The 25,801-nt window shown below is 45.3% G+C and carries 20 protein-coding genes; 6 read left to right on the top strand and 14 right to left on the bottom strand.

Going from position 1 to position 25,801, the window contains the following annotated elements; translation table 11 throughout:
- Positions 1–40 precede the first annotated feature (40 nt).
- The 3 genes from NNC77_RS00715 to rfbA all read right to left on the bottom strand — a co-directional run bounded on the left by NNC77_RS00715 (position 41) and on the right by rfbA (position 4,036).
- Positions 41–469 carry a BT0820 family HAD-type phosphatase gene (locus tag NNC77_RS00715; protein WP_006846429.1) on the bottom strand — a complete coding sequence of 143 codons (429 nt, stop codon included), beginning with the start codon at positions 467–469 and terminating at the stop codon, positions 41–43.
- A gap of 83 nt (positions 470–552) precedes the next feature.
- Positions 553–3,096, bottom strand: coding sequence for a GumC family protein (locus NNC77_RS00720; protein WP_254969599.1), 2,544 nt, complete (start codon positions 3,094–3,096; stop codon positions 553–555).
- 64 nt (positions 3,097–3,160) lie between these two features.
- Entirely contained in the window at positions 3,161–4,036 is an 876-nt protein-coding gene (gene rfbA / locus NNC77_RS00725; RefSeq protein WP_254969600.1) for a glucose-1-phosphate thymidylyltransferase RfbA, read from the bottom strand.
- A gap of 227 nt (positions 4,037–4,263) precedes the next feature.
- On the opposite strand from rfbA, the gene NNC77_RS00730 reads away from it, so the two are divergent.
- The 5 genes from NNC77_RS00730 (at position 4,264) to NNC77_RS00750 (ending at position 7,987) form a co-directional block, all read left to right on the top strand.
- Positions 4,264–4,914 (top strand): hypothetical protein, encoded by a 651-nt coding sequence (locus NNC77_RS00730; protein ID WP_254969602.1) that lies wholly within the window; start codon positions 4,264–4,266, stop codon positions 4,912–4,914.
- Positions 4,915–5,002: 88 nt separating this feature from the next.
- Positions 5,003–5,296 carry a hypothetical protein gene (locus NNC77_RS00735; RefSeq protein ID WP_022120986.1) on the top strand — a complete coding sequence of 98 codons (294 nt, stop codon included), beginning with the start codon at positions 5,003–5,005 and terminating at the stop codon, positions 5,294–5,296.
- 11 nt (positions 5,297–5,307) lie between these two features.
- Positions 5,308–5,607 carry a cell division protein ZapA gene (locus NNC77_RS00740; protein ID WP_022120985.1) on the top strand — a complete coding sequence of 100 codons (300 nt, stop codon included), beginning with the start codon at positions 5,308–5,310 and terminating at the stop codon, positions 5,605–5,607.
- Positions 5,608–5,635: 28 nt separating this feature from the next.
- A complete protein-coding gene (rny, locus tag NNC77_RS00745; RefSeq protein WP_022120984.1) occupies positions 5,636–7,171 on the top strand; it encodes a ribonuclease Y in 1,536 nt (511 codons plus the stop codon).
- A 54-nt stretch (positions 7,172–7,225) separates the two neighbouring features.
- On the top strand, positions 7,226–7,987 hold the full coding sequence (locus tag NNC77_RS00750) for a tRNA 2-thiocytidine biosynthesis TtcA family protein (RefSeq protein ID WP_437183264.1): 762 nt from the start codon (positions 7,226–7,228) through the stop codon (positions 7,985–7,987).
- Positions 7,988–8,194: 207 nt separating this feature from the next.
- Here NNC77_RS00750 and NNC77_RS00755 read toward each other — a convergent pair whose 3' ends face one another.
- The 6 genes from NNC77_RS00755 to NNC77_RS00780 form a co-directional block, all read right to left on the bottom strand.
- Complete coding sequence (locus NNC77_RS00755; protein ID WP_218458512.1) at positions 8,195–8,863, bottom strand: Crp/Fnr family transcriptional regulator; 669 nt, start codon at positions 8,861–8,863, stop codon at positions 8,195–8,197.
- Between the two features lie 180 nt (positions 8,864–9,043).
- Positions 9,044–10,687 carry a hydroxylamine reductase gene (hcp, locus tag NNC77_RS00760; protein WP_254969605.1) on the bottom strand — a complete coding sequence of 548 codons (1,644 nt, stop codon included), beginning with the start codon at positions 10,685–10,687 and terminating at the stop codon, positions 9,044–9,046.
- Positions 10,688–10,983: 296 nt separating this feature from the next.
- Positions 10,984–13,248: a cytochrome c biogenesis protein CcsA gene (gene ccsA / locus NNC77_RS00765; RefSeq protein WP_254969606.1), complete on the bottom strand. Its 2,265-nt coding sequence runs from the start codon at positions 13,246–13,248 to the stop codon at positions 10,984–10,986.
- 167 nt (positions 13,249–13,415) lie between these two features.
- Entirely contained in the window at positions 13,416–15,218 is a 1,803-nt protein-coding gene (locus NNC77_RS00770; protein ID WP_254969607.1) for a di-heme oxidoredictase family protein, read from the bottom strand.
- Positions 15,219–15,334: 116 nt separating this feature from the next.
- On the bottom strand, positions 15,335–16,663 hold the full coding sequence (locus NNC77_RS00775; RefSeq protein WP_254969609.1) for an imelysin family protein: 1,329 nt from the start codon (positions 16,661–16,663) through the stop codon (positions 15,335–15,337).
- Positions 16,664–16,728: 65 nt separating this feature from the next.
- Positions 16,729–18,024 carry a hypothetical protein gene (locus tag NNC77_RS00780; protein ID WP_118253774.1) on the bottom strand — a complete coding sequence of 432 codons (1,296 nt, stop codon included), beginning with the start codon at positions 18,022–18,024 and terminating at the stop codon, positions 16,729–16,731.
- A gap of 358 nt (positions 18,025–18,382) precedes the next feature.
- On the opposite strand from NNC77_RS00780, the gene NNC77_RS00785 reads away from it, so the two are divergent.
- The gene (locus NNC77_RS00785; protein WP_254969610.1) at positions 18,383–19,339 is read left to right on the top strand and encodes a LuxR C-terminal-related transcriptional regulator; all 957 of its coding nucleotides are present in this window, start codon (positions 18,383–18,385) and stop codon (positions 19,337–19,339) included.
- A gap of 132 nt (positions 19,340–19,471) precedes the next feature.
- Here the strand turns inward: NNC77_RS00785 and NNC77_RS00790 are convergent, their stop codons facing one another.
- The 5 genes from NNC77_RS00790 to NNC77_RS00810 form a co-directional block, all read right to left on the bottom strand.
- Positions 19,472–20,089, bottom strand: coding sequence for a response regulator transcription factor (locus NNC77_RS00790; RefSeq protein WP_254969611.1), 618 nt, complete (start codon positions 20,087–20,089; stop codon positions 19,472–19,474).
- A gap of 66 nt (positions 20,090–20,155) precedes the next feature.
- Positions 20,156–21,421 carry a phospholipase D-like domain-containing protein gene (locus tag NNC77_RS00795; protein WP_118253772.1) on the bottom strand — a complete coding sequence of 422 codons (1,266 nt, stop codon included), beginning with the start codon at positions 21,419–21,421 and terminating at the stop codon, positions 20,156–20,158.
- 60 nt (positions 21,422–21,481) lie between these two features.
- Positions 21,482–22,462, bottom strand: a complete 981-nt coding sequence (locus tag NNC77_RS00800) for a KpsF/GutQ family sugar-phosphate isomerase (protein ID WP_117692157.1) — start codon at positions 22,460–22,462, stop codon at positions 21,482–21,484.
- Positions 22,463–22,523: 61 nt separating this feature from the next.
- Positions 22,524–23,273 carry a 3-deoxy-8-phosphooctulonate synthase gene (gene kdsA / locus NNC77_RS00805; protein ID WP_118065651.1) on the bottom strand — a complete coding sequence of 250 codons (750 nt, stop codon included), beginning with the start codon at positions 23,271–23,273 and terminating at the stop codon, positions 22,524–22,526.
- A gap of 76 nt (positions 23,274–23,349) precedes the next feature.
- The gene (locus tag NNC77_RS00810) at positions 23,350–25,710 is read right to left on the bottom strand and encodes a mechanosensitive ion channel family protein (RefSeq protein WP_254969612.1); all 2,361 of its coding nucleotides are present in this window, start codon (positions 25,708–25,710) and stop codon (positions 23,350–23,352) included.
- Positions 25,711–25,801: the final 91 nt, after the last annotated feature.

A 25,801-nucleotide genomic window follows, 5' to 3' on the forward strand; every position in this document is an offset into this window, starting at 1 on the left:
CTTTTATTGTATCTACAAGAATATCTTTTGGAGAAGCATTTTATCCGCGGCTCCACCAATGTTTCTTTTTGGGAGCTTCCTGCTGTTCGCCGAACTTCTGTTTCAGTACTCTGCGATAACTGGTATGGTTGGTGATAATCTGATAAATCTCCCCCCAGTCAGGCAAACCGCCGATACCTCGGTCGTCAATGAACCAGTCAGCTTTGAGCTTGCGGGAGAAGTGGTTATTGTTCTCCAGACTCTCTTCAGGATAATCCTTGTTTACAGCCCAGAATTCAACTCCTCTTTCTCTACACCATTCTACTGCCTCGTCCAGGAGCTTTCCTTCGCGTACGCTCCATAGAATAAGCTTGTGGTGGTCTCTAATCAACATCTTTAATGTTTCTGTGGCGAAAGGTAGCTCTGTACCAATCTTCGGGTACTCGTGGGTTACGATTGTACCATCAAAATCTACTGCAATTGTTGCCATATAGTCTTAATGTTTTTAAAATCTAAAAGAGTCTTCCTATCTGGATAGAAAGACTCTTTTCTTTGTTGTATGTATGTTCTTGATTACTTCTTGATACTGTTGTCGTTGGCATTGCCATAGTGGCTGTTGCTATAGTTACCATAGCTGCCATACTGACCATAAGTTCCATATTTGCCATACTTGCCGTATGATCCATAAGAACCATAGTTGCCATATTTGCCATATTTGCCGTACTTACCAACACCATAATAGAAGCTGTGCTTCTTCTTAGAGAGGTCGACGCCATTGAGTACTAAGCACATGTTAGGCAATTTATTCTCGGCTTTCAAACCATTGATCATGCCGAAACTAGCCTTTGGAGTATAATCTGCGCGGCAGACGTATACACAGAGATTAGCCAGACGTCCAAGCTGCAAACTGTCGTTTACAAGACCTACAGGAGCCGTATCGAGGATAACATAGTCGTAATGTTCCTTCAACTGACTGATAATGTCGTCAAGGCTTGCTCTAGTTACTAACTCTCCTGGGTTAGGAGGAACAGGACCGGCCATAAGGAGGTCGAGTTTACTGTTGATACCCGAAGAGAGAATCTGTTTCTGAATGTCATCCCATGTATTATGGTCGTGTACTATCAGATTGGTGATACCATTATGGTGGTTGTCAATCTCGAAGAGCTCTGCCAGACGTGGCTTGCGGATATCCAGACCTACCATGATAACCTTCTTGCCCAACAAGGCGAGCGAGATACCGATATTGGATGCCACGAATGTTTTACCTTCACCTGATGTAGAAGAGGTAAACATCATCACCTTCTCACCTTCTTTCAGCATAAACTGAATATTGGTACGCAGGCCACGGAAAATCTCCTCCATCAGGTTGTTTACATTCTGGTGAACCACAATGTCAGCCTTTCCTTCCTTCTTGGCAGCGTCGCTTGCCACAGGAATATCGGCAATGACAGGTATCTGAGTGAGTTTCATCACGTCTTCATGTCCCTCAATCTTGTACTTGAAGAATTCCCTCAGGAAGAGGATGCCGGCAGGGATTGCAATACCCAGTACCAGTGCTATCAGCATAATGATAGGATTCTTAGGACTAACCTTTCCTTCCAATGAAGGAGCATCGATAACCTTACCCTTGTCTGCCGTTGCTGCTAGCGAAATGGAGTTTTCCTCACGTTTCTGAAGAAGCATCAGGTAAAGACCAGATTTTACTTCCTGCTGGCGACCAATCTGTGTAAGAACTCGCTCTTGCTCTGGCGAGTTACCTATCTGGTTGGCATACATGGCAGCTTGTTTGGCAATGCTGTTACGCTGGATTTCCATACCCAGCTTAGCCTGGCGCATGGCACGTTTGATAGATGTTGTGAGTGCATCCAACTGTGCGGTCAGAGGAGTTATTGTAGGAGAAGTCTCGCTGGCTGCATGCAAGGCGTTGTTGCGATCCAGGGCTATTTTGTTGTACTGGTTGATGAGTTCTGTTGAACTTTCATCAGTCAGACCTACGTTTGATGGGATAGGCTGATATCTGTTGCCAGGTTCGTTCATGTATTTGCCAAGCTCATTCAGAAGTTCAACCTGTGTGTTAGCCTCCTGGAGTTTCTGGGCGTATGTGTCTGAGTTAGCGATGGCAGCTGTTGCATTGAGCTTCATCTCTACAACATTGTTACGCTTCTTGTAGCTTTCGAGCTGGCCTTCTGTATTGCCCAGTTCGTTGTTGATCTTCTCCAGACGCTGGTTGATGAACTGTTCTGTGCGGAAAGAAATTTCATTCTTGTCCTCGTTGGCCTGGCGGTTATAAACATTTACCAGAGTTCTCAGATAGTCGATGCTGCGCTGAGGATCTTCATCTTTCATCACCAGTTCGGCTATGGTTGTAGTCTTTGAAGTCTGGCTGACAGTCAGTGCTTTTGTATAGCCCTTAGCCGCCATTTCTGGTGACACGATAATCACCTTCAGGCTCTCACCGTCTTTTAATGCGTATTTGCCGTTCTGAGTGAAGTGGAGGGTTCCTACACGTGTATTGATGCTTGCTGGCAGACCAGCTAAAGTCTTTTCAATCTTTACAGGATCCTTCTGATAGGAAAAGGCATCTACAGGTATGTAGTATGAACCTGTTACCTGATACTGGCTGCCAGTTTTCTCTATAAGAAGCTTGATAGGAGCATTCAGCTTCTTGAGATGAGCCAGGTCTAAGTCAACGCTGACTTCCTGCTCTTTATAGACTAACTGATCCCTGAAGGTTCCTTTATGGTAATAGTTCACGTAGCATTTCATGTCTACTACAGCCTGGTTAGCCAAGTCTTGAGCCGAAAGAATTTCAATCTCATTGTCTATACCGTTTGAGTTTGAAATAAAACCGAGGTTTGCAGCATTCTGAATCATGCTGTTACCCATACCTCTGTTCTTTCTCTGGTCGTCATCCTTTATCAGTACCTTAGCGGTTGCCTGGTATTGCGGTCTTGCATGGCGTATGTAGAGATATCCCAATCCCAAACATACAATGAGTGATAGAACGAACCATTTCCAGTTGAGGATAAGAGTAGAATAAATCAGCTGGAAGTCAATAGATGACTTCTCTTCCTGCTCTTGATCACGTCCCAAATCAAAGTTCTTTGTTTCTTCCATTATTTTATATTCTATTGTGTTTACACCTTTTTATATTCGTATAAGATAAATGATAGAATCTGTGCTATCTGCTTGCCGCTAGTTCTTTCAGATACTGTCCATAACCGTTTTTGAGCATCGGTTGGGCAAGTTTCAGCAACTGTTCTTTGTCTATCCATCCTTGTTTGAATGCGATTTCTTCCAGACATGCCACTTTCAGACCCTGTCTCTTTTCGATGACTTCTATAAAGGTACTGGCTTCCGAAAGGCTATCGTGGGTACCGGTGTCTAGCCAGGCGAAACCGCGCTGTAAGGTTCTTACTTTCAGAGTCTTTTCTATCAGATAGTGCTGGTTTACTGTTGTTATTTCCAACTCACCTCTTGCGCTAGGCTTGATGTTCTTAGCCACCTGCACCACGCTGTTTGGATAGAAATAGAGTCCTACAACTGCATAGTTGCTCTTAGGCATTTCCGGTTTTTCTTCTATGCTCAGGCAGTTGCCGTTTTCATCAAACTCTGCCACACCATATCTTTCCGGATCGTTGACATAATAGCCAAATACGCTTGCCAGTCCTTCTTCTGCAGCTTTTACGCTTTCCTTGAGTAAACCCGTAAAACCGGCTCCATAGAAAATGTTGTCACCCAAAACCAGACAGACTGTATCATTACCGATAAACTTCTCACCAATGATGAAGGCTTGAGCCAGACCATCGGGTGATGGCTGTTCTGCATATTCGAAGTGTACACCCAATTCGCTGCCGTCGCCTAACAGACGTTTGAAACCAGGCAAGTCGAATGGGGTAGATATAATCAAAATCTCCTTGATTCCTGCCAACATTAGCACGGAAACAGGGTAGTATATCATTGGCTTATCAAAAATGGGTATCAATTGCTTACTGATACCTTTGGTAATAGGGTAAAGTCTTGTACCCGAACCTCCCGCTAATACGATTCCTTTCATATCTTCTCTATTTCTAATATAATAAAGTTGAATAGTCTTATCTTAAAAACGCGGCAAAGTTACTAAAAAAAGTTGAATGAGTGAAATCATAAGCCATAAAAATGCATTTTTTGATAAAAAAAGCACCTTTTTATATAAAAAACGTCGCTTTGATTTGGGTATTTACTGATTTTATTGTATTTTTGCAGAACAATTTAAATAGATATAGAAAATAAAATAATAAAGGAATGGGAATTTTTGCTAAACTATTCGGTCGTAAAGACGACGATAAAAAGGTAGGTGGAATGGAAGATTACATGACTTTGATCCGTGTATACTTTCAGGCTGCACTTGCTTCTCAGTTAGGTATCACCAATTTGGCCATGTTGCCAGACTTGCGTGTCTTCAAGACAAGTCTGCATGTTCCGACGGTCAACAACCGTCTGGGTATTGGCGAAAAGGCACAGGTGAAGAAAATGATGAAGAATATCTATGATACGGATGATGCCTTTTTTAAGGAGATAGATTCCAGTATCCGTAAGAACTGCCACAAACTGCAGGATGTCAATGTATATCTCATCCAGTTCCAGAACTTCACTCAGGATCTGATGATGCTGATGGGCAACTTGATGAAGTTTAAGCTCCGTTTGCCTAGCTTCATGAAGAATTCACTTTACAAGCTGACTGCTAAAACTGTAGAAGATATCTTCACTAAGAATGATTTCTCTGATGCCAGTGTGCTGAAAACCGTGCTTCAGTTGCGCCAGTTCAACAAGCGCTTGGCATTCAGCCAGCAATGGGTAACCGACTTTACCTTCCAGGTATTGATGCTTGCCAAAAAAGAGCCACGTCCATCAGATGAAGACGTAGAAAAGGCAAAGCAGAAGATGGGAAAGTAACAAATGTTGCGCCCAAAATGAAAAAAAATAGCAGAATATTTGTTTTATTCAAATAATTCTCTTAAATTTGTAGCCAAAAATAATAGTCATGAGTGCAAATGAGAAAACAATTAATACGTTTGCCACAAGAGTAAGGCAGATGATTCTCAAGTTTGACGAGGTCAAGCAGGAGAATGCTGAACTCTATGCGATGGTGGATGAGCGCGATGCCAAAATCAAGGCATTGGAGGAAAAGTTGGCTCAAGCGCAGAGTGATTACGACAGCTTGAAGATGGCGAAGATGATGACGATTTCTGACAATGATATGGAAGCTACTCAGAAGCGCATCGCCAAGCTCATAAGAGATGTCAATAAGTGTATCACACTATTGGGTGAAAAGTAAAAATCGGAACGATGGCAGAACAAGAACAAGATAAATTACTCATACGATTACACGTCTATGATACAGATCTTTCTGTAAGAATACCTAGGGAAGACGAGGAGTATTATCGTAAATCAGCTAAGCTGATAGATGATATTGTGAACTCATATACCAAGATTTTCAAAGGCAGAAAGAGCGATAAGGAAATCCTGTATATGGCGCTCATTGATGTGGCATTGAGATATGAGAAGGAATCGGATCGGAATGATACGAAACCTTATGATGATATTCTTGAGAAGCTTACCTCCGAGATTGAAGACGCTTTGAAATAAGAATATTAATAAAAATATATATAATATAATGATAGTAACTATTATAGCAGCCTTGGTGGCGCTTGTTATCGGCGGTGCTGCTGGGTATTTCATTTTCCGTTATGTCATTAAGGGAAAATATAATGAAATGATAGAAGCTGCCAATAAAGAGGCAGAAGTAGTAAAAGAGAAGAAGCTTTTGGAGGTGAAGGAGAAATTCCTCAACAAGAAGGCGGAACTCGAAAAAGAAGTTCAGCAGCGTAATTCTCGCATCCAGCAGAATGAGAATAAGCTGAAACAGCGCGAGATTTCTCTCAATCAGCGTCAGGAAGACCTCGGTCGACGCAAGATGGAGATTGATCAGTATCAGCAGCGTGTTGACAACGAGAAGAAACTCTTGTCTGTCAAGCAGCAGGATCTCGAAAAAATGCAGAAGCAGGAGCAGGCTAAACTGGAAGAACTTTCTGGTCTGAGTGCTGAAGAGGCTAAGCAGAGATTGATTGAGAGTCTGAAAGATCAGGCTAAACTCGATGCTGCAAGCTATGTGAATGAGATTATGGATGATGCGAAACTCAATGCTAACCAGCAGGCTAAGAAGATTGTGATTCAGACAATCCAGCGTGTTGCTACTGAAACAGCCATTGAGAACTCTGTTAGCGTTTTCCATATTGATAATGATGAGGTGAAGGGACGTATTATCGGTCGTGAAGGCCGCAATATCCGTGCTCTGGAAGCAGCAACTGGTGTAGAAATCGTTGTGGATGATACTCCTGAGGCAATCGTTATCTCAGCTTTCGACCCTGTTCGTCGTGAGGTTTGCCGTCTGGCTCTCCATCAGTTGGTTGCTGACGGTCGTATCCACCCAGCCCGTATTGAGGAGGTGGTAGCCAAGGTGAAGAAGCAGTTGGATAATGAAATTATCGAAACTGGTAAGCGTACAGCTATCGACCTCGGTATCCATGGTCTGCATCCAGAGTTGATTCGTATCATCGGTAAGATGAAGTACCGTTCTTCTTATGGTCAGAACCTTTTGCAGCATGCCCGTGAAACCGCTAACCTCTGTGCGGTTATGGCTTCTGAATTGGGATTGAATCCTAAGAAGGCTAAGCGTGCCGGTCTTTTGCACGATATTGGTAAGGTGCCTGATGAGGAGAGTGAATTGCCACACGCATTGTATGGTGCCAAGATTGCAGAGAAGTATAAGGAAAAACCTGATATCTGCAATGCCATCGGTGCTCACCATGATGAGATGGAGATGAACACATTATTGGCTCCTATCGTACAGGTTTGTGATGCTATCTCTGGTGCTCGTCCTGGTGCCCGTCGTGAGATTGTAGAGGCTTATATCAAGCGTTTGAACGATCTTGAAGCTATCGCCATGAGTTATCCTGGCGTAACCAAGACTTACGCTATCCAGGCAGGTCGTGAACTCCGTGTCATCGTTGGTGCGGATAAGATGAACGATGAAGAGAGCATCAAGCTTTCTGATGAAATCGCAACCAAGATTCAGAATGAGATGACTTATCCTGGTCAGGTTAAGATTACTGTAATTCGTGAGACTCGTAGTGTAGCTTACGCTAAGTAAGATAGAATTATATTTGAAGTTTAAATTGTCGTTTCTCTTCTGCAAGGTAGAGAGATGTATCTTGATAAAGCCGTACTCTGGAAAAAGGGTGCGGCTTTTCTTTTCCCTTTTCAGAATATGATGAAAGCAGAACAGAAAGTATTAAAGCGATTCAATAAAGGATGTGTTGACTATCGTCTTTTGGAGGATGGGGACCGTATTCTTATTGCCTTGAGTGGAGGCAAGGATTCATTGGAACTTGTCCGTTTGCTGGCTCAGCGTGCCCGTATCTATAAGCCGCATATCGAAGTGGAGGCGGCCCATATCATCATGGATAACATTCCTTACGAGACCGACCGTTCTTATTTGCAGGATTTCTGTGCAGAGAATGGCATCAAGCTTCATATCCTTCATAGTTCGTTTGATGAATCCACCGATCCCCGTAAGACCCGTTGCTTCCTCTGTGCCTGGAACCGCCGCAAGACGCTCTTCGAGTTTGCTGTAAGCCACGGGTTCAATAAGATAGCTCTGGGACATCACATGGATGATATCCTCGTTACCCTGCTGATGAACATCACCTTCGAGGGTTCGCATTCCACCATGCAGCCCAGTCTTCCTTTAAAACATTATCCGCTCACCATCATCCGCCCCCTTTGTCTGGTGCATGAGGCGGATATCCGTCAGGTGGCAGAAGAGTTGCATTTCACTAAGCAGAAGGCGTTGTGTCCTTACGAAGAGACTACTCGCCGTTCGGATATGCAAGCCGTCTTCCAGCATTTGGAGCAATTGAATCCTGAAGCGCGCTACAGTCTTTGGCGTTCTGTCTTTATGGAATAAAATATAGTAGAAAAAGCAATAAAAACGAAAGTAGTTGCATGAGCACATGCAACTACTTTCGTTGTACAATGCAATAGGCTTCATTTGCCATCGAAGCCTATTGTATTTGTTCCTGGGTTAGACCGGAATACTTCTTGATTAGATTGATGTCAACACCATCGGCAAGCATGTTCTTAGCAATTTCCAAGGCTTTCTCATTCTTACTTCTTATTTCATGTCATCCGAGTTGAGTATGGTGATGGTCTTGCCCTCAATCCTGATGGCACCCTTCTCCTCGAATTCGGAGAGGCAGCGGAGGAGCGAGAACTTCTGGATGCCGAAGATATCTGCCATTTCCTGTCGGCTGACATCCAGCCGGATGGTTCTGCTCTGCTGTTCGGTAGCCATCTTGATGAGGTATTGCGCCACCTTCTCCTTGACGGAGAAAAGGGAGAGCATGCGCATTTTCTGCGAAAGGAAGATATCTATCCTTGACAGGTGCTGGATGAAGTTCCAGCGTATGCGCTCATCAGTATCTATTAGCAGTTTCAGTTCCGAAGGCCTCATGCGCAGGAGGGTGGTCTTCTTGCTTGTCTCCACGCTTACGGGCATCTCGTTATTATGTGCGAAGATATAGGCAGGGGCTATCAACATCGATTCGCCCAACCGCTCTATCTGAGCCTGCTTGCCCGACAATCCCGACATGCGGGCTATCATCTCCCCCTCGACAATGATGTCGGCATATCTGCAGGGCATTCCTGCCAGCACATAGGTTTCCCTGGCAGCAAGCTCCACCATCCGGTAGCTTACCATCGACAGTGCCTCTCTGATTTCCTCTGGAGTAAACCCCTCAAACACCGTGCATTTCTGCAAGGTAACGAATATTGATTCTTTCATACTTTTAAGTTTTATATTCAATAACGCATTTTCCCCCGATTTATTGTTCGCTCAAAAAATAAGGCACTTTGCAACACTATCGAGAGTGTTATTGCAAAGTGCCTTTTAAACATGAAACCTTATCTTTTGTTTTTTCCCCCGAGTTTTACAGATTCTCCCTTAACTCAGTAGCTGCTGTTCTTATCCTATATATTTTTTGATGTCCTCTTCTACCGTTCCGTTTCCGGCAATGCCAAAGGTATCTACCAGTACCTTCAGTACGGCTGGTGAACAGAAGGCTGGGAGCGTAGGACCCAGATGGATGTTCTTTACGCCCAGATGCAGCAGGGCAAGAAGTACGATGACTGCCTTCTGCTCGTACCAGGCAATATTGAAGAAGATAGGAAGTTCGTTGATGTCGCTGGCTCCAAAGATCTCCTTCAGCTTCAATGCCACAACCGCCCAGGAATAGGAGTCGTTGCACTGACCTGCATCCAGCACACGAGGAATGCCGTTGATGTCGCCCAGATTGAGCTTGTTGTACTTGAACTTGGCACAGCCGCTGGTGAGTATCACTACATCCTGAGGCAGCGCCTTGGCAAACTCCTCGTAGTAGTTGCGGCTCTTCATTCTGCCATCGCAGCCACTCATCACCACAAACTTGCGGATGGCTCCGCTCTTCACAGCCTCTACTATCTTGTCTGCCAGGGCAAAGACCTGGGCATGCGCAAAACCGCCGATGATCTCGCCTGTCTCTATCTCCCTAGGTGGCTGGCAGGTCTTGGCAAGCGCAATCACCTCGGAGAAGTCCTTGTGGCCGTCGGCACCCGCCTGGATATGCTTCCAGCCAGGGAAACCGGTAGAGTTGGTGGTGAAGACGCGGTTCCTGTAGCCTGCCGATGGCGATGGCGGTACGATGCAGTTGGTGGTGAAGACTACAGGACCGTTGAAGCTCTCGAATTCCTCCTTCTGTTTCCACCACGCATTGCCGTAGTTGCCCACCAGATGCTTGTACTTCTTGAGCTGCGGATAGTAGTGGGCAGGAAGCATCTCGCCATGGGTATAGACATCGATGCCCGTGCCTTCGGTCTGGATGAGGAGATCTTCGATATCCTTCAGGTCGTGGCCTGAGATGAGGATGCCCGGATTGTTGCCTGTACCGATGTTCACTCTGGTGAGTTCCGGATTACCGTATGCCTGGGTGTTGGCCTTGTCGAGGAGTGCCATCACATCCACGCCGTACTTTCCAGTTTCGAGCACCACGCCCAGCAGCGTGTTCATATCAGCATCAGGGTTACTGATGGTGGCGAGTGCACGGCACATGAAGCTGATGATCTCGCTGTTCTCTTCTCCCAGATGGGCTGCGTGCTCGTAGTATGCCGCCATACCCTTCAGACCAAGCATGGTGAGTTCCTTGAGCGAGCGGATATCTTGATTCTCGTGGCGGAGCACGGATTCACGGGCGCCCTCTGCCTCATAGTCTGTCTTCTCGCCACCCCAGATTACCTCCTGATAAGCAGGGAGGTGGATATTCATACTTGCCGCCTTTTCCAGCAGCTGTTTCTTCAGGACGATACCCTTATCTACCTTTTGCAGGATATCCTGGTCGTTGAAGTTGGCGTTGGTGATGGTGGTGAAGAGTGCATCCGTGAGGAAATGGGTTACCTCTGGTGTCGGTTCTTCGCCTATGCTATGCTGTATGGTTCCTATGCCACGAACCACGCTGAGCAGCAGATCCTGCCACTTGGAAGTTGTAGCCTCCTTACCGCAAACACCCTTGATGGTACAGCCTGTACCCTTAGCTGTTTCCTGACACTGGAAACAGAACATCTTGTTTTCTGCCATATTGCTATAAATTAATGAGTTATTTTAATGTTTTCTTCCAGGCGGCAATCTGCCATTCCTGGTTTCCGGCTGCAAAATTACGGCTTTAAAAATAATCCTACGGTAACAATTGTGACCGTAGGATATTAAAAAAACATAAAAAGAGTGTGGGGGAATGGATTTCTCCCTTCTTGAAGAGCATGATGATTAGATTGATGTCAACACCATCATATATTTATCCTTAAGGGAAAATAAAATTAGCCTTAAGGGAAAATAAATTTTGCCTTAAGACTAAATATAGTCTGTCTTCTGATGGGTTATGCATACGAGTGCATGCCCGTGAGGAAATAGTTCACACCGAAGTAGGTCATGGCGATACTTAGGAAGGCTAGGGTGATGTAGATGTGATACACCAGCGGCTTGCGGAAAACAGGCAGGCTCTGCGTATGCACTACTACTGCATAAATCATAAAGGTGATGAGCGCCCACGTCTCCTTGCTATCCCAACTCCAGTAATTACCCCAGCTCACGTTAGCCCAGATGGCTCCGATGAAGATGCCGAATCCCATCGTGGTGAGGGCAGGGTATAGGAAGATGCGGCTCAGTGCCTGAAGCTCTTCGCCATGAGAGCGAAGGCAGATACCCATGATGCCACAGATAAAGGTGAGCGATAGGAGGGCATAGCTCATCATGATGATACTGACATGGATGCTGAGTAACGGACTGTTCAATACTGGCATCATCTGTCCGATAGCAGGATCCATCTGGTTGATATGGCTTACCAGAAGGAAGAATCCTGAAATCAGGAAGCCGAATACCATCACGATGCGGATGCGCAACTGCATCAGAATACTGATAAGCATCACGAACCAGGCTACAGTTAGCATACTTTCATATCCGTTAGACATAGGTATGTTGCCGCTGATAATCCATCTCAATGCCAATCCGAAGGTTAAGGCAAGGAAGGATACGCCAAGCAGGATAGGCAAAGCGATGTTCAATACCTTGATTTCTCTCTTCTTCGTCATGCGATAGATGGTGTAGAAGAGGGCAATGAAACCCAATGTGAGGTTTGCCATGAAGAGAATGGTTGCAAAAGGAAAGGCATTATTGATGCGTTCTGCCTTATACTGTGTAGCTGTTGGCAGCGAATTACCGCTACTAACCTCCTGATATTTCTTCATCTTGACGAAGAACTCGTTTACACGGCTCGTATTGCCTGCCTTTACATCACCATTCAGCAGAGAGAATACATTCCTGATATAGAGCGCATGCTGGTGCTCCACGGCCTGTGGCAACTTATCTACAGGTGAAAACCAGGTGGTGGTACCCGCCTTGATGAAAGGATGATCTTTGGTAGCTTTCACGTTCTTGGTGAAGGTGTAAGGAAGAACCTTCAATGAGATACCTTCTCGCAACTCCATGATGATTTGTATCTTGCCATCGATATCGGCGGCTTGCTGATGGAACTTGTCCTGCTGACCATTGTAGTATTCCTGAACATACTGTCCGATGGTATAGCCACCCATCTCACGATTGAAGAAAGTATTGAGCGAAGCATAGTCAGGCAGATTCATCGCTGTTTTCATTTCTCCGCTCTTGATCTTGATGAAAGGCTCGTTTGCCCAAGTATTTCCATAGAATACCCAACCAGAGAGTACCTGTTCTGCAGTCAATCCCTGATAGCTCCTGGCTCCATATATCTTCTTGCAGAAATCGAGGGCAAAGGTCTGTACCGGACAGATGCGGTCGTTGTAGAGAATATGAAGCTCACCAAACTTCTCTGCAGTTTCCTTTGGCAATACAGCATTTTGGAGATTGCCTGTTGCAGATTCTGCATGCAGTGTCTGTATATTGCTCATGCTGAGGATGAGTGCTGTTATCAACGCTCCCTTCTTGAGCAAAGGACTCTTCAGTAGTTTGCGATAACCGCCCTTAGGGTCGAAGAGCATCCATACGAGGGAGATGAAGAGCAGCGCATAGCCAGTATAGGTGACTGGTATGCCGTATGGATCGGCATTGATAGCGAGCACGCTTCCCTTGCCGTCTTCATCGTAAGATGACTGATAAAGACGGTAAGACCGGTGGGAATAGATGTTGTTCATCGAAACTTCGCCTTCGCTCTTATCATCTCCGTCTATTACGGTGAATTTTGAAGAATAGTCAGCCACGGCGTTGGTTCCATCGTGCATCTTCGCTTCAAACTTCTTCAGGCAGAGCGAGAAAGGCAGTTTCTCTTCCTTCATGCCCTGCTCCTCGTCTTGAGCCATATAAGTATCTGTAGGCTGACCGATGCGCAGATGAATCATGCCTCTTTTTGCTGATACATGCGTGAGTAGGGCACCCAAGAGGATGATGATGAAGGAGAGATGGAGTGCCAATGTAGAAGCGCACTTCACTTTTCTTTTGATGATATAGAACGCACCTAGGGCAGCGAGTACTGCCCAGATTAGAATGAACCACCATGCTCCATAGTAGTGGGCATGGGCATAATCCGTGCCCTGGCTTTTTTCCACGATGGTGGCGGCAGCCATGCATACGAGCACAAGGATGTAAAGAATGAATATAATCTTTTTAACCATACTTAGTTGGAATCTTGATAGAATTTCCGTTGCAAAAATACGATATTATTCGGAGACGAGCAAGATTTTATACGTATATTTAGAGGTTCTGATAAAAAAAGCTGCCAAATGCTTTTGGTAGCCTGGCAGCTTTTCTTATTTTTGTTTCTTCTTGTAATATCTTATGATTAGATAGAACGCAGGAACTTGACCACTGCATCACGATCGCTCTTCGATGCTTTGTAGAAGTTCATGGCTGCATGATAGGCATGACTCTTCTTGCTGTAGCAGTGCCACATGATTGCCTCTACCTCGTTACGGGCACGGCAGTCGTGCAGGCGGTCTTCTGCACCTGTGTTCAGATAGCTCAAGCCACGACCCCAAAGTGGAGTGGTGCGGCACCATGAACCGTGGATGTCGTTCATCATATAGAGCTTGTGCTGAACGAAGTCAGAATATGGATAAATGGTCTGGTTCTGATAACGAGGCAACGGCTTGTCGGCGATGTACTTGGATGTTACGTAGTTATCGTCACCGGTCTTCCATGATGGCTTGTGACAGTTGGCGCAGCCCCATTCCATGAAGAGTTTTTTACCCTGCTGTACCTGTGGATCATTCAAGTTGCGGGCACGAGGTACTGCAAGTCCACGATGCCATACCATGAAGGCATAGAAATCGTCCATGCTCTGCTCAGGCTTGAAGTTTTTCCATTGGTTGTCAAACTGGTTGGTATTTGGATCCAACAGGTTTGCTACAGCTTCCTTGATTCCCTCGTCAGTACCATCTGCATAATAAGGAGAGGTAGGGTCCTTCTTGATGGCTGCAATCACATCCTTATTCTCTGACATTGCCTTTGCCCAAGGGGCCGTGGTATAGAGGCAAGGACGATCCTTACGGGTAACATTGGTGATGTTCCAGATAGCGTTAGCACCAGGACCATCCTGTAAACTACCACGGGTCAAGGCATAAGTGAAGCGCTTGACAATCTTTTTGTTCAATTCTGAGGCGTTTGGATCGAATGTGCTGCCATCTGCATGCACGCCCCCAGTAGCGTATTTGCTATCTCTACCAAATTTTGGATAGTATGCTCCGTCGGTAAAGTCATTCTTGTCGGCATCCCAAAATGATGGATTGATGTATTCTTTTACGTCAAGTCCAGCTTTCTTGAAGTAAGATGCCTCTGATGCGTACTGTGCCTTGATAGCTTCGTTAGGAATGGCATCAACCAGTCCTGTACCACCAATACCGATGGTAGATTCCAATCTTACAGCTACTGCACCATTGCCGGTTTCGTATGGAGTAGGACTGGTGTTGAAGGCACTCTTAGGGATAGAAATCTCAGGATAAATCAAATCAAACTTTTCGCCATCAGGGAACTGCATGGATGGTATCTCTTCTGTTTCCATCTTGTGGACGTGCTCCCAACTCATATTGATTTGGCTCTCATCGATAGGTGGCAAGAATGGAGACTGTGCTTGTGTCTGAGGCATACCTGTAACCTCAGTTACATAGCCACCATCATTGCTGTTGGCACCATCTACAGGATGATAAACTACGAGCAGATAACCATTACCATTACCATAGCGGGTTTCATACTGTGCCTTGCGCTTGCCATGACCATACTCTGGGTGGCAGTCAAAGCAAGATGAGCGGACTGAAGCAGGACCTAAGCCCTTGAATGCACCTGTATTCCATGAATACTGGCGCTCGAACATCTGCTCGCCGATAAAGAACTGCTTGAAGAGTTCTGGGTCGTTATCTACTGCAGGTGTCTGGTCTGAGTAGCTGCTGGAACCTGTGTTCTCTGTTGTACCCAGTTTACCACCTGGATACCACTCATCTGCAGTAAAGTTACCCACTTCCTTACCTACGTATGCGGCATCTGTTTCCTGAATTTCAACTTTGTTGTCATCGTCAGAACAGCTAGCCATTGTCGTAGCCAAAGCCAGGGCGAACGACATGTAGGCGTAATTCTTAAAATTCTTATTCATAATGTATTTTCTTTGTGATATATTATATTTAACCCAAATGACGTAGCTTCGCTTCTATAGAAGAAAGCAAAGCTACGTTATCCTTTATTCTTGTTGTTTCAGTTGTAACGGATAAATTACTTGGAAACCTTCAAGGCGCGGAACCAGGCAGCCGCATTGTTCAACTCGTCGTCCAGTGTGTTGATCTTGTCGATGCAAGTCTTTACCTGAGCATTGGCTGGATCATCCACGAAGGCGATACCGCTCTTCTTGGCTGTCTCCAATGAAGCAATTGCCTCATCAAGAGCTGTGTTCAATGCGTTGTAGCCACTGTAGTTGTACTTCTTCATGATGGTCATCAATGAATTGGCGACAGGAGTGGTAGCAGTAACATCACGTGTACCATAGAGTGAGTTCTTGATAGAGTAGATGTTGTCCTGATAGTCGATGAATGAACGCTTGCTGTATGGTGACTCGATGTAGTCGCGAGACTCAGCTTCGCCATCCTCTGTAGTACCACCATTGCCGGTAGCTACACGGTAAGCCTGACCGAGCTTCTGGGTGTAAACCTCCTGGCAGATGCCAGAGCAACCTCCTACGAATACATTCTCCAAGGTCTCCTGCCATGTTGGGAACCAAGCCTTCTCGCCTGTGGCATTGAGGAGGAACTGACCGTAGCCGATACCTGCAGAAGAAAGGGCACCTGCGCTATCTTCCAGATCTTTAAGACCATCAATCACCCAATTGCAATTGGATGCCAACCAAGAACCGAGGGTTGCATCACCATTCCAACCATACTGGAGGAGTGAAGTCATGTTGTAGATGTCGCCAGCTACAGCGGCAGCAAATGCCAACTCATCGATACCTTTTACTGATGTCATGCCCTCTTCTGTCTCGTTGGCATTCAGCATGGCAGCAGTACGTGCAGCACCATTGCGGAAGAGTACGAACTCCAATCCGTGGAAACCGATTACTGATTCGAAGTGCTGGTGTTTTGTATAGATAAACTGAGCAGGGTTTGAACCCTTGATACCGGAGATGATGCTCTGATTGTTGAGTGCTTTTACCATCTGGTCGTGGTCGAGTGGCCATGAGTCGATGTGTGGGTCAATCTCGTTGTTGGCTGCTGCACCATAGAGGAATGCCTCACTGCGCTCCCATTCACGACGAGCGTTCTTGAAAGCCTCGCAGGCATCGGTGATATCTGCATCGCTCAAGTTGCCAGCCTTGGCGTTGGCGTATGCCTTGTCGCATGCATCCTTCAGAACCTTGGCATAGTCTCTCAAATCCTTGTAGGTAGGATTGATAATGTCGTTTACATAAGTGTTGGCAACAGCAGATAATTCTGTTGCTGGAACTACGTTACCCTCTGTTACTGGGTCATCATCATCGCTACAAGAAGCGAAACCCAAAGATAAAGTCATTGTTGCTACGAACAAAAATGCCTTCTGGAAAACTTTTTTCATTTTTTCTTTGTTTTTTATGTTTGAATATGAAAATTATAAACTATGATACGGCTGCTTCCCTAGATTTAGAGGAAGAAGCCCTGATAAGCGATGCCGATGTTTACGGCTGGCTCATTGTTGTACTTAGAGTGGAAGATGCGCTGATTGTACTCTGCCTTTACACAGACTTGTGGGAGAGGGAAGTAGTTGATACCTGCTGCCACAATCTTGCGGTTGGTCCACTTGGCGGTGGTGTTGTGTACCGATGAATCGTAATACTCGAAATGACCGAACACATACAGCTTTTGGTTGTCTTCACGCAACTTGGAAATCTGGGAGAAAACATCATAGCCTGCTTCCACCATGGTAGCGATGGCATGACTGCCGAAGTATTTGCCGCTACCAGATTCATTAGGCTTGACATTAGCCGTACCAGGATATACAATGCTGGTAATGGCTGTAGCATCGCTTACATAGCCATAATCCACATTGCCTCTAATCTTCCAGTTGTACTTGTTGTAGGTGAAGTCTAAGGCACCTACATATACATTTCCCTTGATGTTTTTGTGCTGGGTATCCAGCGGGGTGGTGTTGCCCATCGCCTTGCCGTAGTAACCGCTCAGTCCGATGCGCAGACCAGGAATACTGTAGTTATCTACACGGGCAGCTACGGCATATTTGTTGGCTACCTCAAACTCGTATGGACTCTTGGCACCGCCCTGAATCCAGTTGCTGCGACTGAAACGGTAGGCGTTCAAGCCAGCCAGGAACTGTGCCTCGTAGCGGAACTTACCGCTCTTTCCCCAGAAACTGATACCAGTCTGGTGCCATGTACAAGGAAGAATGGTGTTTTCTCCTTCCGGACGATAAACAGTAAAGAAATTCAATGGCTCGTGATAGGCATTGGTCAAACCTACAGGTACAACGATGTGACCAGCCTTGATGTTAGCCCATCGACCGAAAGATTTCTGTATCCAGAACTGTTCGAGTTCTACCTCGCCACCTTTCTCTACCTCCTGTTCATACTCGATGGCCTCCTCTGCTTCGTATTCGATAGACTGTCCGGTACCTCCGTGTTCAAACTCAATCTCAGTACCCATGGTCCATCCCTTTCCAAAGTCGTAACCCAGGTAGATTACTGCATGAGGAATGTCGAAGCGTCCGTGGTCGGGTGCATTTTTATAAGCGGTGGCGTTAGAGTAGCGTTTTCCAGCGTCGCTATAGAAGTTGCGGCTCATGGCAACCTCGCCATAACCACCCACGCTGAGGCGCTTGCCGTTTACATGCTGCATCACACTATCGGCAGCCACAGTTTGTGCACTTGCCGTTGCCAAGCCGGCAACGAGGGCAGCGGACATCAATCCAATTCTTAAACTGTTCATCTTTAATATTTTGAAATTATTGTTATCGTATAATTTTATATAAAGAAAAGAGCGCGGATGTCTGTTTGCGGTCTCGACACTTTAGAGACCTAGTATCTCCTTAAAGCCAATCTGACTTGATAAGGAATTACGCAGCTCTGCCGCTCGGGAATGGCAATCATCACCGCGCTCTTTCTCGATTTCGGGTGCAAAGGTACGAGGTTTTAAAAAATCTTGCAATACCTAAAAATCGGTAAACTGGCGCATCCCCATTTCTAGGTATTGCGAGTTTCGAAACTTTTTTGTATATTTGCAACCGAAATAGAAACATTATGAATGTTCTTGATACAAGGATGTTTTCATTTAAGGAGAAAGAAAGATGAAAAATCAGAAGATGTATGAAGCTGATGACAAGATGATCAGCATCATTAGAGACAATTATAACATTTTACAGAGCCTCGGCAGCTTCGGCATCAACCTGGGCTTTGGTGATAAAACTGTGCGCGAAGTTTGCGACGAGCAGAATGTTGATACTTATACATTTCTGGCTGTGGTAAACTTTACAATTAATGGTTACAAGGAGTATGACAATGCCGACCGTTTGTCGTTACCGACCTTATTGCATTATCTCAAGGCATCCCATGTCTATTATATTGATTTCCAGTTGCCTTTCATCCGTAAGGAACTCGTTGAGGCTTTGGATGAAACAGATAATCTGGCACGTCTTATCCTCAAACTTTATGATGATTATGCCCATAGTATAACCAATCATATGCGGTATGAAGAAAAGATGGTATTCCCTTATGTTCAGGCACTTATAGATGATAATGCCAATGCAAACTTTGATATAGAAACCTTCTCGAAGCACCATGCTCAGGTAGATATGAAGTTAAAGGAACTCAAGAGTATCATTATCAAGTATTTGCCTTCTGATGGCTTGCATAATAATCAGCTCAGCGCCACTCTTTATGATATATATAATAATGAGGAATGGCTGAAACATCATTCTGAGGTTGAGGAAGAAATCTTTATTCCTGCAGTAAGAAATGCAGAGCGTAAACTGAAGCAGAACGATGTGAGTGCCAAGATTTCGAGCATGATTAATCAGACTCCGATGAGTGACGAACAGTTGAGCGACCGTGAGAAAGATGTGATTGTTGCTTTGGTTCAGGGAATGACCAACAAGGAGATTGCTGACCACCTGTTTATCTCTATCAATACGGTCATTACGCATCGCAGAAACATCGCCCGAAAGCTTCAGATTCACTCTCCTGCAGGTCTTACAATTTATGCCATCGTGAACAATTTGGTTGATATTTCTTCTGTAAAGCTGTAGTTTATCTGTGGAATATCAGTTTAAATAATGTTATTTTTTCTAAAATGATAGCGCCTTCCTCTCACATGAGGGGAAGGCGCTATCATTATATTTAGGTATGTGATGATTCTGCATCACTATTTATGGTGAAGGCTAGATCATATTGATGTCAACAAAACCATGCATCACAGCATAAATGGTGAGTGAAGACACACTTTTTAATCCCAGTTTTTCCTGTATTTTCTTGCGGTGGGTAATCACAGTAGTCAGTCCGATACAGAGTTGGTCGGCTATCTCTTTGTTGATTTTCCCTTGTGCTACCAGAGATAATACCTCTATTTCTCTATCCGACAGAATTTTTTCCTGGGTGACAGGGGGCATGGCAGGGATATGCTCGCCATGAGGATGACCGGAATGCTGCAGGTTGAGAAGCTCTTTTATCAGGTATCCTTCTGGTACATTGACGCAGAGACAATGAAATTCTGCAAGTTGCGAATTGGGATCGTTGCTGGGTGTTAGAACGATCACGTGCCGGTTCCTGTTGCCCTGTGTGAAGAAGTAACGGTGTTCCAATACAATGTGCATAGATACAAAGCTATGAACAAAGTGGTCTGGATTGTTTGCCTCGTACTGACGGAACGAACCGAAGGTCGAGATTTTCATCATGGGCATCACCGACTCAAGCAGTTGTCTGAGTCCCATTGCGGCGAGTGTATTGCTCTCTACTATTGCCATTTCCGGCATCTGTTTGCCAGCCATGGCTTTCATCATTTCTTCATTCATCTCTGTTTATTTTACTTCTGCTAGTGATAGTTGAGTTATACTTATATCTTGTTTTTACAAGAATGGAGTGAGTACCTTTGCGGCAAACCATCCTTTGAATCTTTGCCAGCCCGTACGCCACTCTCTCCAGTTCTTCTCATTGAGTAAGAAACTGTCTTTCTTTTCCCCATCAAAGAGCTGTACCAGTTGTTGTGTAGTACAAGAATCCACAATCACTGCATTCTCTTCATAGTCCCAGCGCAGGCTTCTGGCATTGAGATTGGCACTGCCCACGGTACAGAACTTGCCGTCTACCATGATAATCTTGGTATGATGGAAACCCGGCGTATACATCCAAACATTGCATCCTGCCTTCATCAGTTTGTGCGCATTATAGAAACCGCAGTCAGGAGTCAGAGGAATGTCGCTCTTGGTAGAGAGCATGATTTCGACTTTCACTCCTCTTTTCACAGCATTCTTCAATGCCTTTTTGAGTTTATGACTCAAGGTGAAGTAGGGGCTGATAATCTTGATGCTGTCCTGTGCATCATTGATGGCATTCACATAGAAATATCGGATGATATCCTTTGTAATATGTGGTTCGCGGTTGATGATGCCGACCATCTTTCTGTAGGCTGTTGCTGTCGTATCTGGCTTGAGATTCTCTACCAGATAATCCTTCTTCTTATATCTCCAGAACTCAGTGCTGTGCACATTCTGTCCGCTCACCTTATTCCACATTTTGAGGAATATCTTCTGTAGGGTATTCACCTCGCTTCCGTCGATGCGACAGTGCATATCGTGCCATTCTCCTACAACCTTCGTACCTTTTATATAATAGTCGGCAACGTTCATACCGCCTGTGTAGGCAATCTGCCCGTCGATGACAACGATTTTACGGTGATCACGGTTGAAAATTGCATGTACCCATGGAAACTTCAGGGGCTTGTATTCATAAATCTCTATACCGTTGGCACGGATTTTCTTGAGATGTCTCTTTCGCAGAGGCTTATTGTTGGAAGAGTTTCCGAAACCATCATATAAGGCTCTCACCTTCACACCCTCCTTGACTTTCTGAGCTAGCAGGTCGAAGAGGAGGGAGGCGATGCTGTCGTTGCGAAAGTTGAAGTATTCCAGGTGTACACTATGTTTAGCCTGTCGGATTGCCTGGAACATATCATCAAACTTTTCCTGACCATTCATCAGAAGGGTTACTGAATTATCGTGAGAAAAGCTGACACCTTTCCCACGAAGCTGATTTACGATCAGTGAATCGCTAGTCTGTGCGCTGCACAGCGAACAAGACAGCCATAATGTTGCTATTAATAAAAAATATCTCATCTTATCTATAACCGTGTTATCTATAAATCCGTGTAATCTGTGTTATCCGTGCCTAAAAAATTATACCATGCAGGCATAGTGATCGACGATACCTTTCAGATGATTATCCTTGTCTACAACCAGTACCGTATGCACCTTATACTTGTGCATGATGCGCTGAATCTCCGAAATCTTCGTCTTCGGAGTCACCATTTTCGGAGTGGTGGTCATGATGTCGCTTACAGTCTTGTTAAAGAATTCAGCCTGCCATTTCTCCATGGCGCGTCGGATATCACCATCGGTAATAAGTCCGATAACGTGGTTGTCTTCATCCAATGAGATACCCAATCCCAGTTTGCCCTTGCTTACGTGGATGATAGCCTCGCCCAGGTGCATTTCCTTAGGAATGATAGGCATATCATCGCTGCGCATCACATCTTCTGCTGTGGTCAGCAGTCGTTTGCCTAATTCTCCACCAGGATGGAACTGTGCAAAGTCGCGAGGCTTGAAGTGGCGTACCTGCATCAGGGCGATAGCCAGTGCATCACCCATAGCCAATGCTGCAGTAGTACTGCTGGTAGGGGCGAGGTTCAGCGGACAAGCCTCCTTCTTTACCTTTACGGTAATATGATGGTTGGAGTATTTTGCCAGCAGGGAATCTGGATTTCCGGTGATGGAAATGATAGGAATATTCATGTGGAGTACCATCGGGATGAAACGAAGCAGTTCATCGGTCTGACCGCTGTTACTCAGTGCCAGAACCACATCCTTATCGGTCATCACACCTAAGTCGCCGTGATAGACATCCAGTGGATTGATGTAGAAGGCTGGTGTGCCTGTAGAGGCAAGTGTAGCGGCAATCTTGGCACCTACGTGTCCACTCTTGCCCACTCCTGTAACGATAATCTTGCCTTGGCAATGATACATCATGTCTACAGCTTTCTCAAAGTTGTCGTCCAGATAAGGTATCTGGTCGAGGATGGCCTGCGCCTCGTCTCTAAGAGCCTGTTCGCCATAACCGCGAACAATCTTATCATCTATATTGTTATTTTTATCGGTCATTTCTAAATCATTTGAATTGGCTTTCCATTCGTACGCCGAACGTTGTTTTTTCGTTCTTCACTTACAGAAGTTCTTCTATAAGTGATTCCAACTTGTTTAATTCCAGCATATTGGCTGCATCGCTCTTGCCCTGGTCTGGGTCTGGATGTACTTCAAAGAAGTAGCCGGTAGCTCCGAAAGCTTTAGCCGCCTTTGCCATTGCTGGAACGAATTTACGGTCGCCTACGGTCTTGCCGTCACCTGCACTCGGGCGCTGAACGCTATGGGTACAATCCATGATGACATTTGGCACAATCTCCTTCATGTCAGGGATGTTTCTGAAATCTACCACGAGATTGTTATAGCCGAAACAGTTGCCGCGTTCTGTGAGCCAAACTTCCTTGGCACCGCTCTCCAATGCTTTTTCTACAGGATATTTCATATCTCTACCGCTCAGGAACTGTGCCTTCTTGATGTTGACGATTTTACCAGTCTTGGCTGCAGAAACCAGAAGGTCGGTCTGTCGGCAGAGGAAGGCTGGAATCTGGAGTATATCACATACTTCGCCTGCTGCTGAAGCCTGATAACTCTCATGAATATCTGTTGTAACCTGAAGGTTGTACTTCTCCCTGATATCTCCCAGCATCTGGAGTCCTTTCTCCAGTCCTGGACCACGGAAAGAGTGGATGCTGGTACGGTTGGCTTTGTCGAATGAAGCCTTGAATATGATTTTAGTTCCTAACTTTTCGTTGATGCGGACGAGTTCCTGCGCTACTGTTTCCAATAGTTCCATTGACTCGATGACGCAAGGACCTGCTATGAATGTTGCCATATCTTTTTATAGTTTATAGTTTATAGTTTATAGTTAATAGGGAGTAAACCTGCTATTAACTGTAAACTATAACCTGTTAATTATTAACTTGTTTGATTGTAATCTCACGTTGTGGGAACGGAATCTCGATGTTGTGATCGTTGAGCGTATCGTAGATGCACTCCATGATGGTGGCATCGTCGATGGCTTGGGTAAGCACGTTCACCCATACCACAATTCTGAGTGTGATGCAGCTGTCATCGAAACTTTTCAATAGTACCTTCACCCCTTTGTCCTGATAGATACAGTCCAGTTTCATCAGGGCATCGATGAGAATCTGTTTCACTTCCTTCACATTACTGCCATAAGCAATACCTACCTCCAGAATATCCAGTTCATAACCATGATTCTTGGTCATGTTCTTGTAGTTCTTCGAGAAGAGCTGCGAGTTCTGGAAGGCTATGACCGAACCGTCGGTAGCCTCCAGCATCGTAGAGGTATAACTGATACTGCTTACCTTACCACGGGTGCCGTCACAGATAATGTAGTCACCCACCTTCACACGGCCCATCATCAGAGAGATGCCGTAGTAGATGTTCTCGAGAATATCCTTTGATGCAAAACCCAGACCGGTTGATAAGCCGGCAAAGATAGCAAGCAGCCATGATTTTCCTACCTGGAACACATTCAGGGCTATCATCAGCCAGATACCCCAGATAATCACCTGCATCACGTTCTTGAACATCACAATCTTTGAAGCAGCCGACGCCGGGTCTGCTTTCTCGAAGTGATGACGCATGAAATCTACAGAAGTAATGTTGATGTAGTTGAACAGGAAGTACAGACAAGCTACCTCTGAAATGCTGAAGAGCGATGCAGTGAAGTTGCTGGTCTTGATGTAATCCTTGTTGAATATCTCCCATGTTGTATCACTCATGTTGAATACATCTGCTGCCCAATAGATAGAGATGATGAACGAGAGCACGCCTGAAATAGGGAGCAATACCTTATAGATAAAGCGATACAGCCATTTGTCGGTAATCGCCTTGTCAGCCAACTTCTTACGCTTGGCATATACGCTGAGCCATCCCTCGCAACAGGTGATGGTAAGCACACAGGTAAGCTGCATGGTCCACCAGATGATAAGCTGGACGGCAAGCAGTGTGAAACCTGTCCAGGCAAAAATGGTACTTACTCCGAATACGGCAAGCGATATGAATGCGTATGTCTTGTCAGTGCGCAATACCTGGTTGTGCTTTCTGCCAATCACATTCCACTGCCAGAGAGCGCAGAGCAGAAGGACTGGTGGAAAGATAAGGTTTACCAGGTCGTTTGGTATCAGGATGATACGGAACACGATAACGATGAAACCTACCAGCATCAATGGCGAATAGATACGGAAGGTATTCTTGATCTTATCGTTGTCTACGCGTAGCAAGATAGATACCAAGATGACGCCAACTAACCAGGAATATTCTACCAGCAGCTGGCTTGCCATAATCACGAAGTTCTGGGTAACCGCCATTCTTACGATACCGAGAATAACTGCGAAGGTTACTACCGTCATCGCCATGATAAGGCATGGTCGTTTTGCCATAAAACTTTCCTTTCTGTTCTCGAACATACCATGCTTCATGAGTTGTGTAATCACGATGCGGATGGTAAAGAGATTGAGGAAGATAGAGATGAGCCCCCAGAAGATGATGATACCAAAGAGGATGAAGATGATACGAACATCCCATTGCGACATCATGCCCGGTACGGGCTTGTATTTCTCGGTTACAGACGTCTTCGCCTCCTTAAAGTTCATGCTGATATTGCGGAGTATACGCAGATAGTTGTCGCCTCCATTATTGAAGATGCTGTTCTGGATATCTTCGTATCTGCGGTTGGCATAGTCATTGAGCGCCTGTAACTTATGGTCGGTTCGGTCGTAAGCCTGCACATAGGCTTGTAACTGTTTCTGTTTCTCAACCAGCTGGCGGCGGATATTGACAGCCAGAGTCAGGTCAACGTTTCGGTTCACCTGTGCTTCTTCGCTGAGAAACATGGTGTTCATGCCGTAGAGATAGTTGATGAGCGAATCGAAACGAGCCACCTCAACATTGTTCTTCTTGATCATCTGGCGGAAAGGAACAGCCTTCGACTTAAACTTCTTAAACTGCTCTGTAGCCTCATGACAGGCATACGTCATGTCGAAAATATACCCATTGCGCTGCGAATAGAGCATGATGGAGTTCTGGTCAGCCTGTTTCACAATACTGATGAGTTCCTGAATCACAGCCAACTGTTGAGCCTTGGCAGCTTGGTTCTGTTTCTCCAAGTCTATGTGATAGTTGGTCAATTCTGTACGCAGCATATAGAGTGTTGTGTCCAGGTTGGCTTCCTTGAGCACAGCATTACTTGGCAGTACGAATGCCACCATCAGCAGAATTATGATGTATAGTCTCTTCTTCATATTTAGTAAATTTGACTGCAAAGTTATTAATAATTCGTGAAAAAGCAAAGAGAAAACCGCCTTTTTTGATATATTAGCACCTTTACGTTCG

This window comes from Segatella copri, from assembly GCF_024330485.1.
GTDB lineage: Bacteria > Bacteroidota > Bacteroidia > Bacteroidales > Bacteroidaceae > Prevotella > Prevotella copri_L.

What these genes read in the sequence shown, in the direction of transcription:
- NNC77_RS00715 (WP_006846429.1), bottom strand. Translation starts at nt 469, where the DNA reads ATGGCAACAATTGCAGTAGATTTTGATGGTACAATCGTAACCCACGAG.
- NNC77_RS00720 (WP_254969599.1), bottom strand. Translation starts at nt 3,096, where the DNA reads ATGGAAGAAACAAAGAACTTTGATTTGGGACGTGATCAAGAGCAGGAA.
- rfbA (WP_254969600.1), bottom strand. Translation starts at nt 4,036, where the DNA reads ATGAAAGGAATCGTATTAGCGGGAGGTTCGGGTACAAGACTTTACCCT.
- NNC77_RS00730 (WP_254969602.1), top strand. Translation starts at nt 4,264, where the DNA reads ATGGGAATTTTTGCTAAACTATTCGGTCGTAAAGACGACGATAAAAAG.
- NNC77_RS00735 (WP_022120986.1), top strand. Translation starts at nt 5,003, where the DNA reads ATGAGTGCAAATGAGAAAACAATTAATACGTTTGCCACAAGAGTAAGG.
- NNC77_RS00740 (WP_022120985.1), top strand. Translation starts at nt 5,308, where the DNA reads ATGGCAGAACAAGAACAAGATAAATTACTCATACGATTACACGTCTAT.
- rny (WP_022120984.1), top strand. Translation starts at nt 5,636, where the DNA reads ATGATAGTAACTATTATAGCAGCCTTGGTGGCGCTTGTTATCGGCGGT.
- NNC77_RS00750 (WP_437183264.1), top strand. Translation starts at nt 7,226, where the DNA reads ATGTATCTTGATAAAGCCGTACTCTGGAAAAAGGGTGCGGCTTTTCTT.
- NNC77_RS00755 (WP_218458512.1), bottom strand. Translation starts at nt 8,863, where the DNA reads ATGAAAGAATCAATATTCGTTACCTTGCAGAAATGCACGGTGTTTGAG.
- hcp (WP_254969605.1), bottom strand. Translation starts at nt 10,687, where the DNA reads ATGGCAGAAAACAAGATGTTCTGTTTCCAGTGTCAGGAAACAGCTAAG.
- ccsA (WP_254969606.1), bottom strand. Translation starts at nt 13,248, where the DNA reads ATGGTTAAAAAGATTATATTCATTCTTTACATCCTTGTGCTCGTATGC.
- NNC77_RS00770 (WP_254969607.1), bottom strand. Translation starts at nt 15,218, where the DNA reads ATGAATAAGAATTTTAAGAATTACGCCTACATGTCGTTCGCCCTGGCT.
- NNC77_RS00775 (WP_254969609.1), bottom strand. Translation starts at nt 16,663, where the DNA reads ATGAAAAAAGTTTTCCAGAAGGCATTTTTGTTCGTAGCAACAATGACT.
- NNC77_RS00780 (WP_118253774.1), bottom strand. Translation starts at nt 18,024, where the DNA reads ATGAACAGTTTAAGAATTGGATTGATGTCCGCTGCCCTCGTTGCCGGC.
- NNC77_RS00785 (WP_254969610.1), top strand. Translation starts at nt 18,383, where the DNA reads ATGAAAAATCAGAAGATGTATGAAGCTGATGACAAGATGATCAGCATC.
- NNC77_RS00790 (WP_254969611.1), bottom strand. Translation starts at nt 20,089, where the DNA reads ATGATGAAAGCCATGGCTGGCAAACAGATGCCGGAAATGGCAATAGTA.
- NNC77_RS00795 (WP_118253772.1), bottom strand. Translation starts at nt 21,421, where the DNA reads ATGAGATATTTTTTATTAATAGCAACATTATGGCTGTCTTGTTCGCTG.
- NNC77_RS00800 (WP_117692157.1), bottom strand. Translation starts at nt 22,462, where the DNA reads ATGACCGATAAAAATAACAATATAGATGATAAGATTGTTCGCGGTTAT.
- kdsA (WP_118065651.1), bottom strand. Translation starts at nt 23,273, where the DNA reads ATGGCAACATTCATAGCAGGTCCTTGCGTCATCGAGTCAATGGAACTA.
- NNC77_RS00810 (WP_254969612.1), bottom strand. Translation starts at nt 25,710, where the DNA reads ATGAAGAAGAGACTATACATCATAATTCTGCTGATGGTGGCATTCGTA.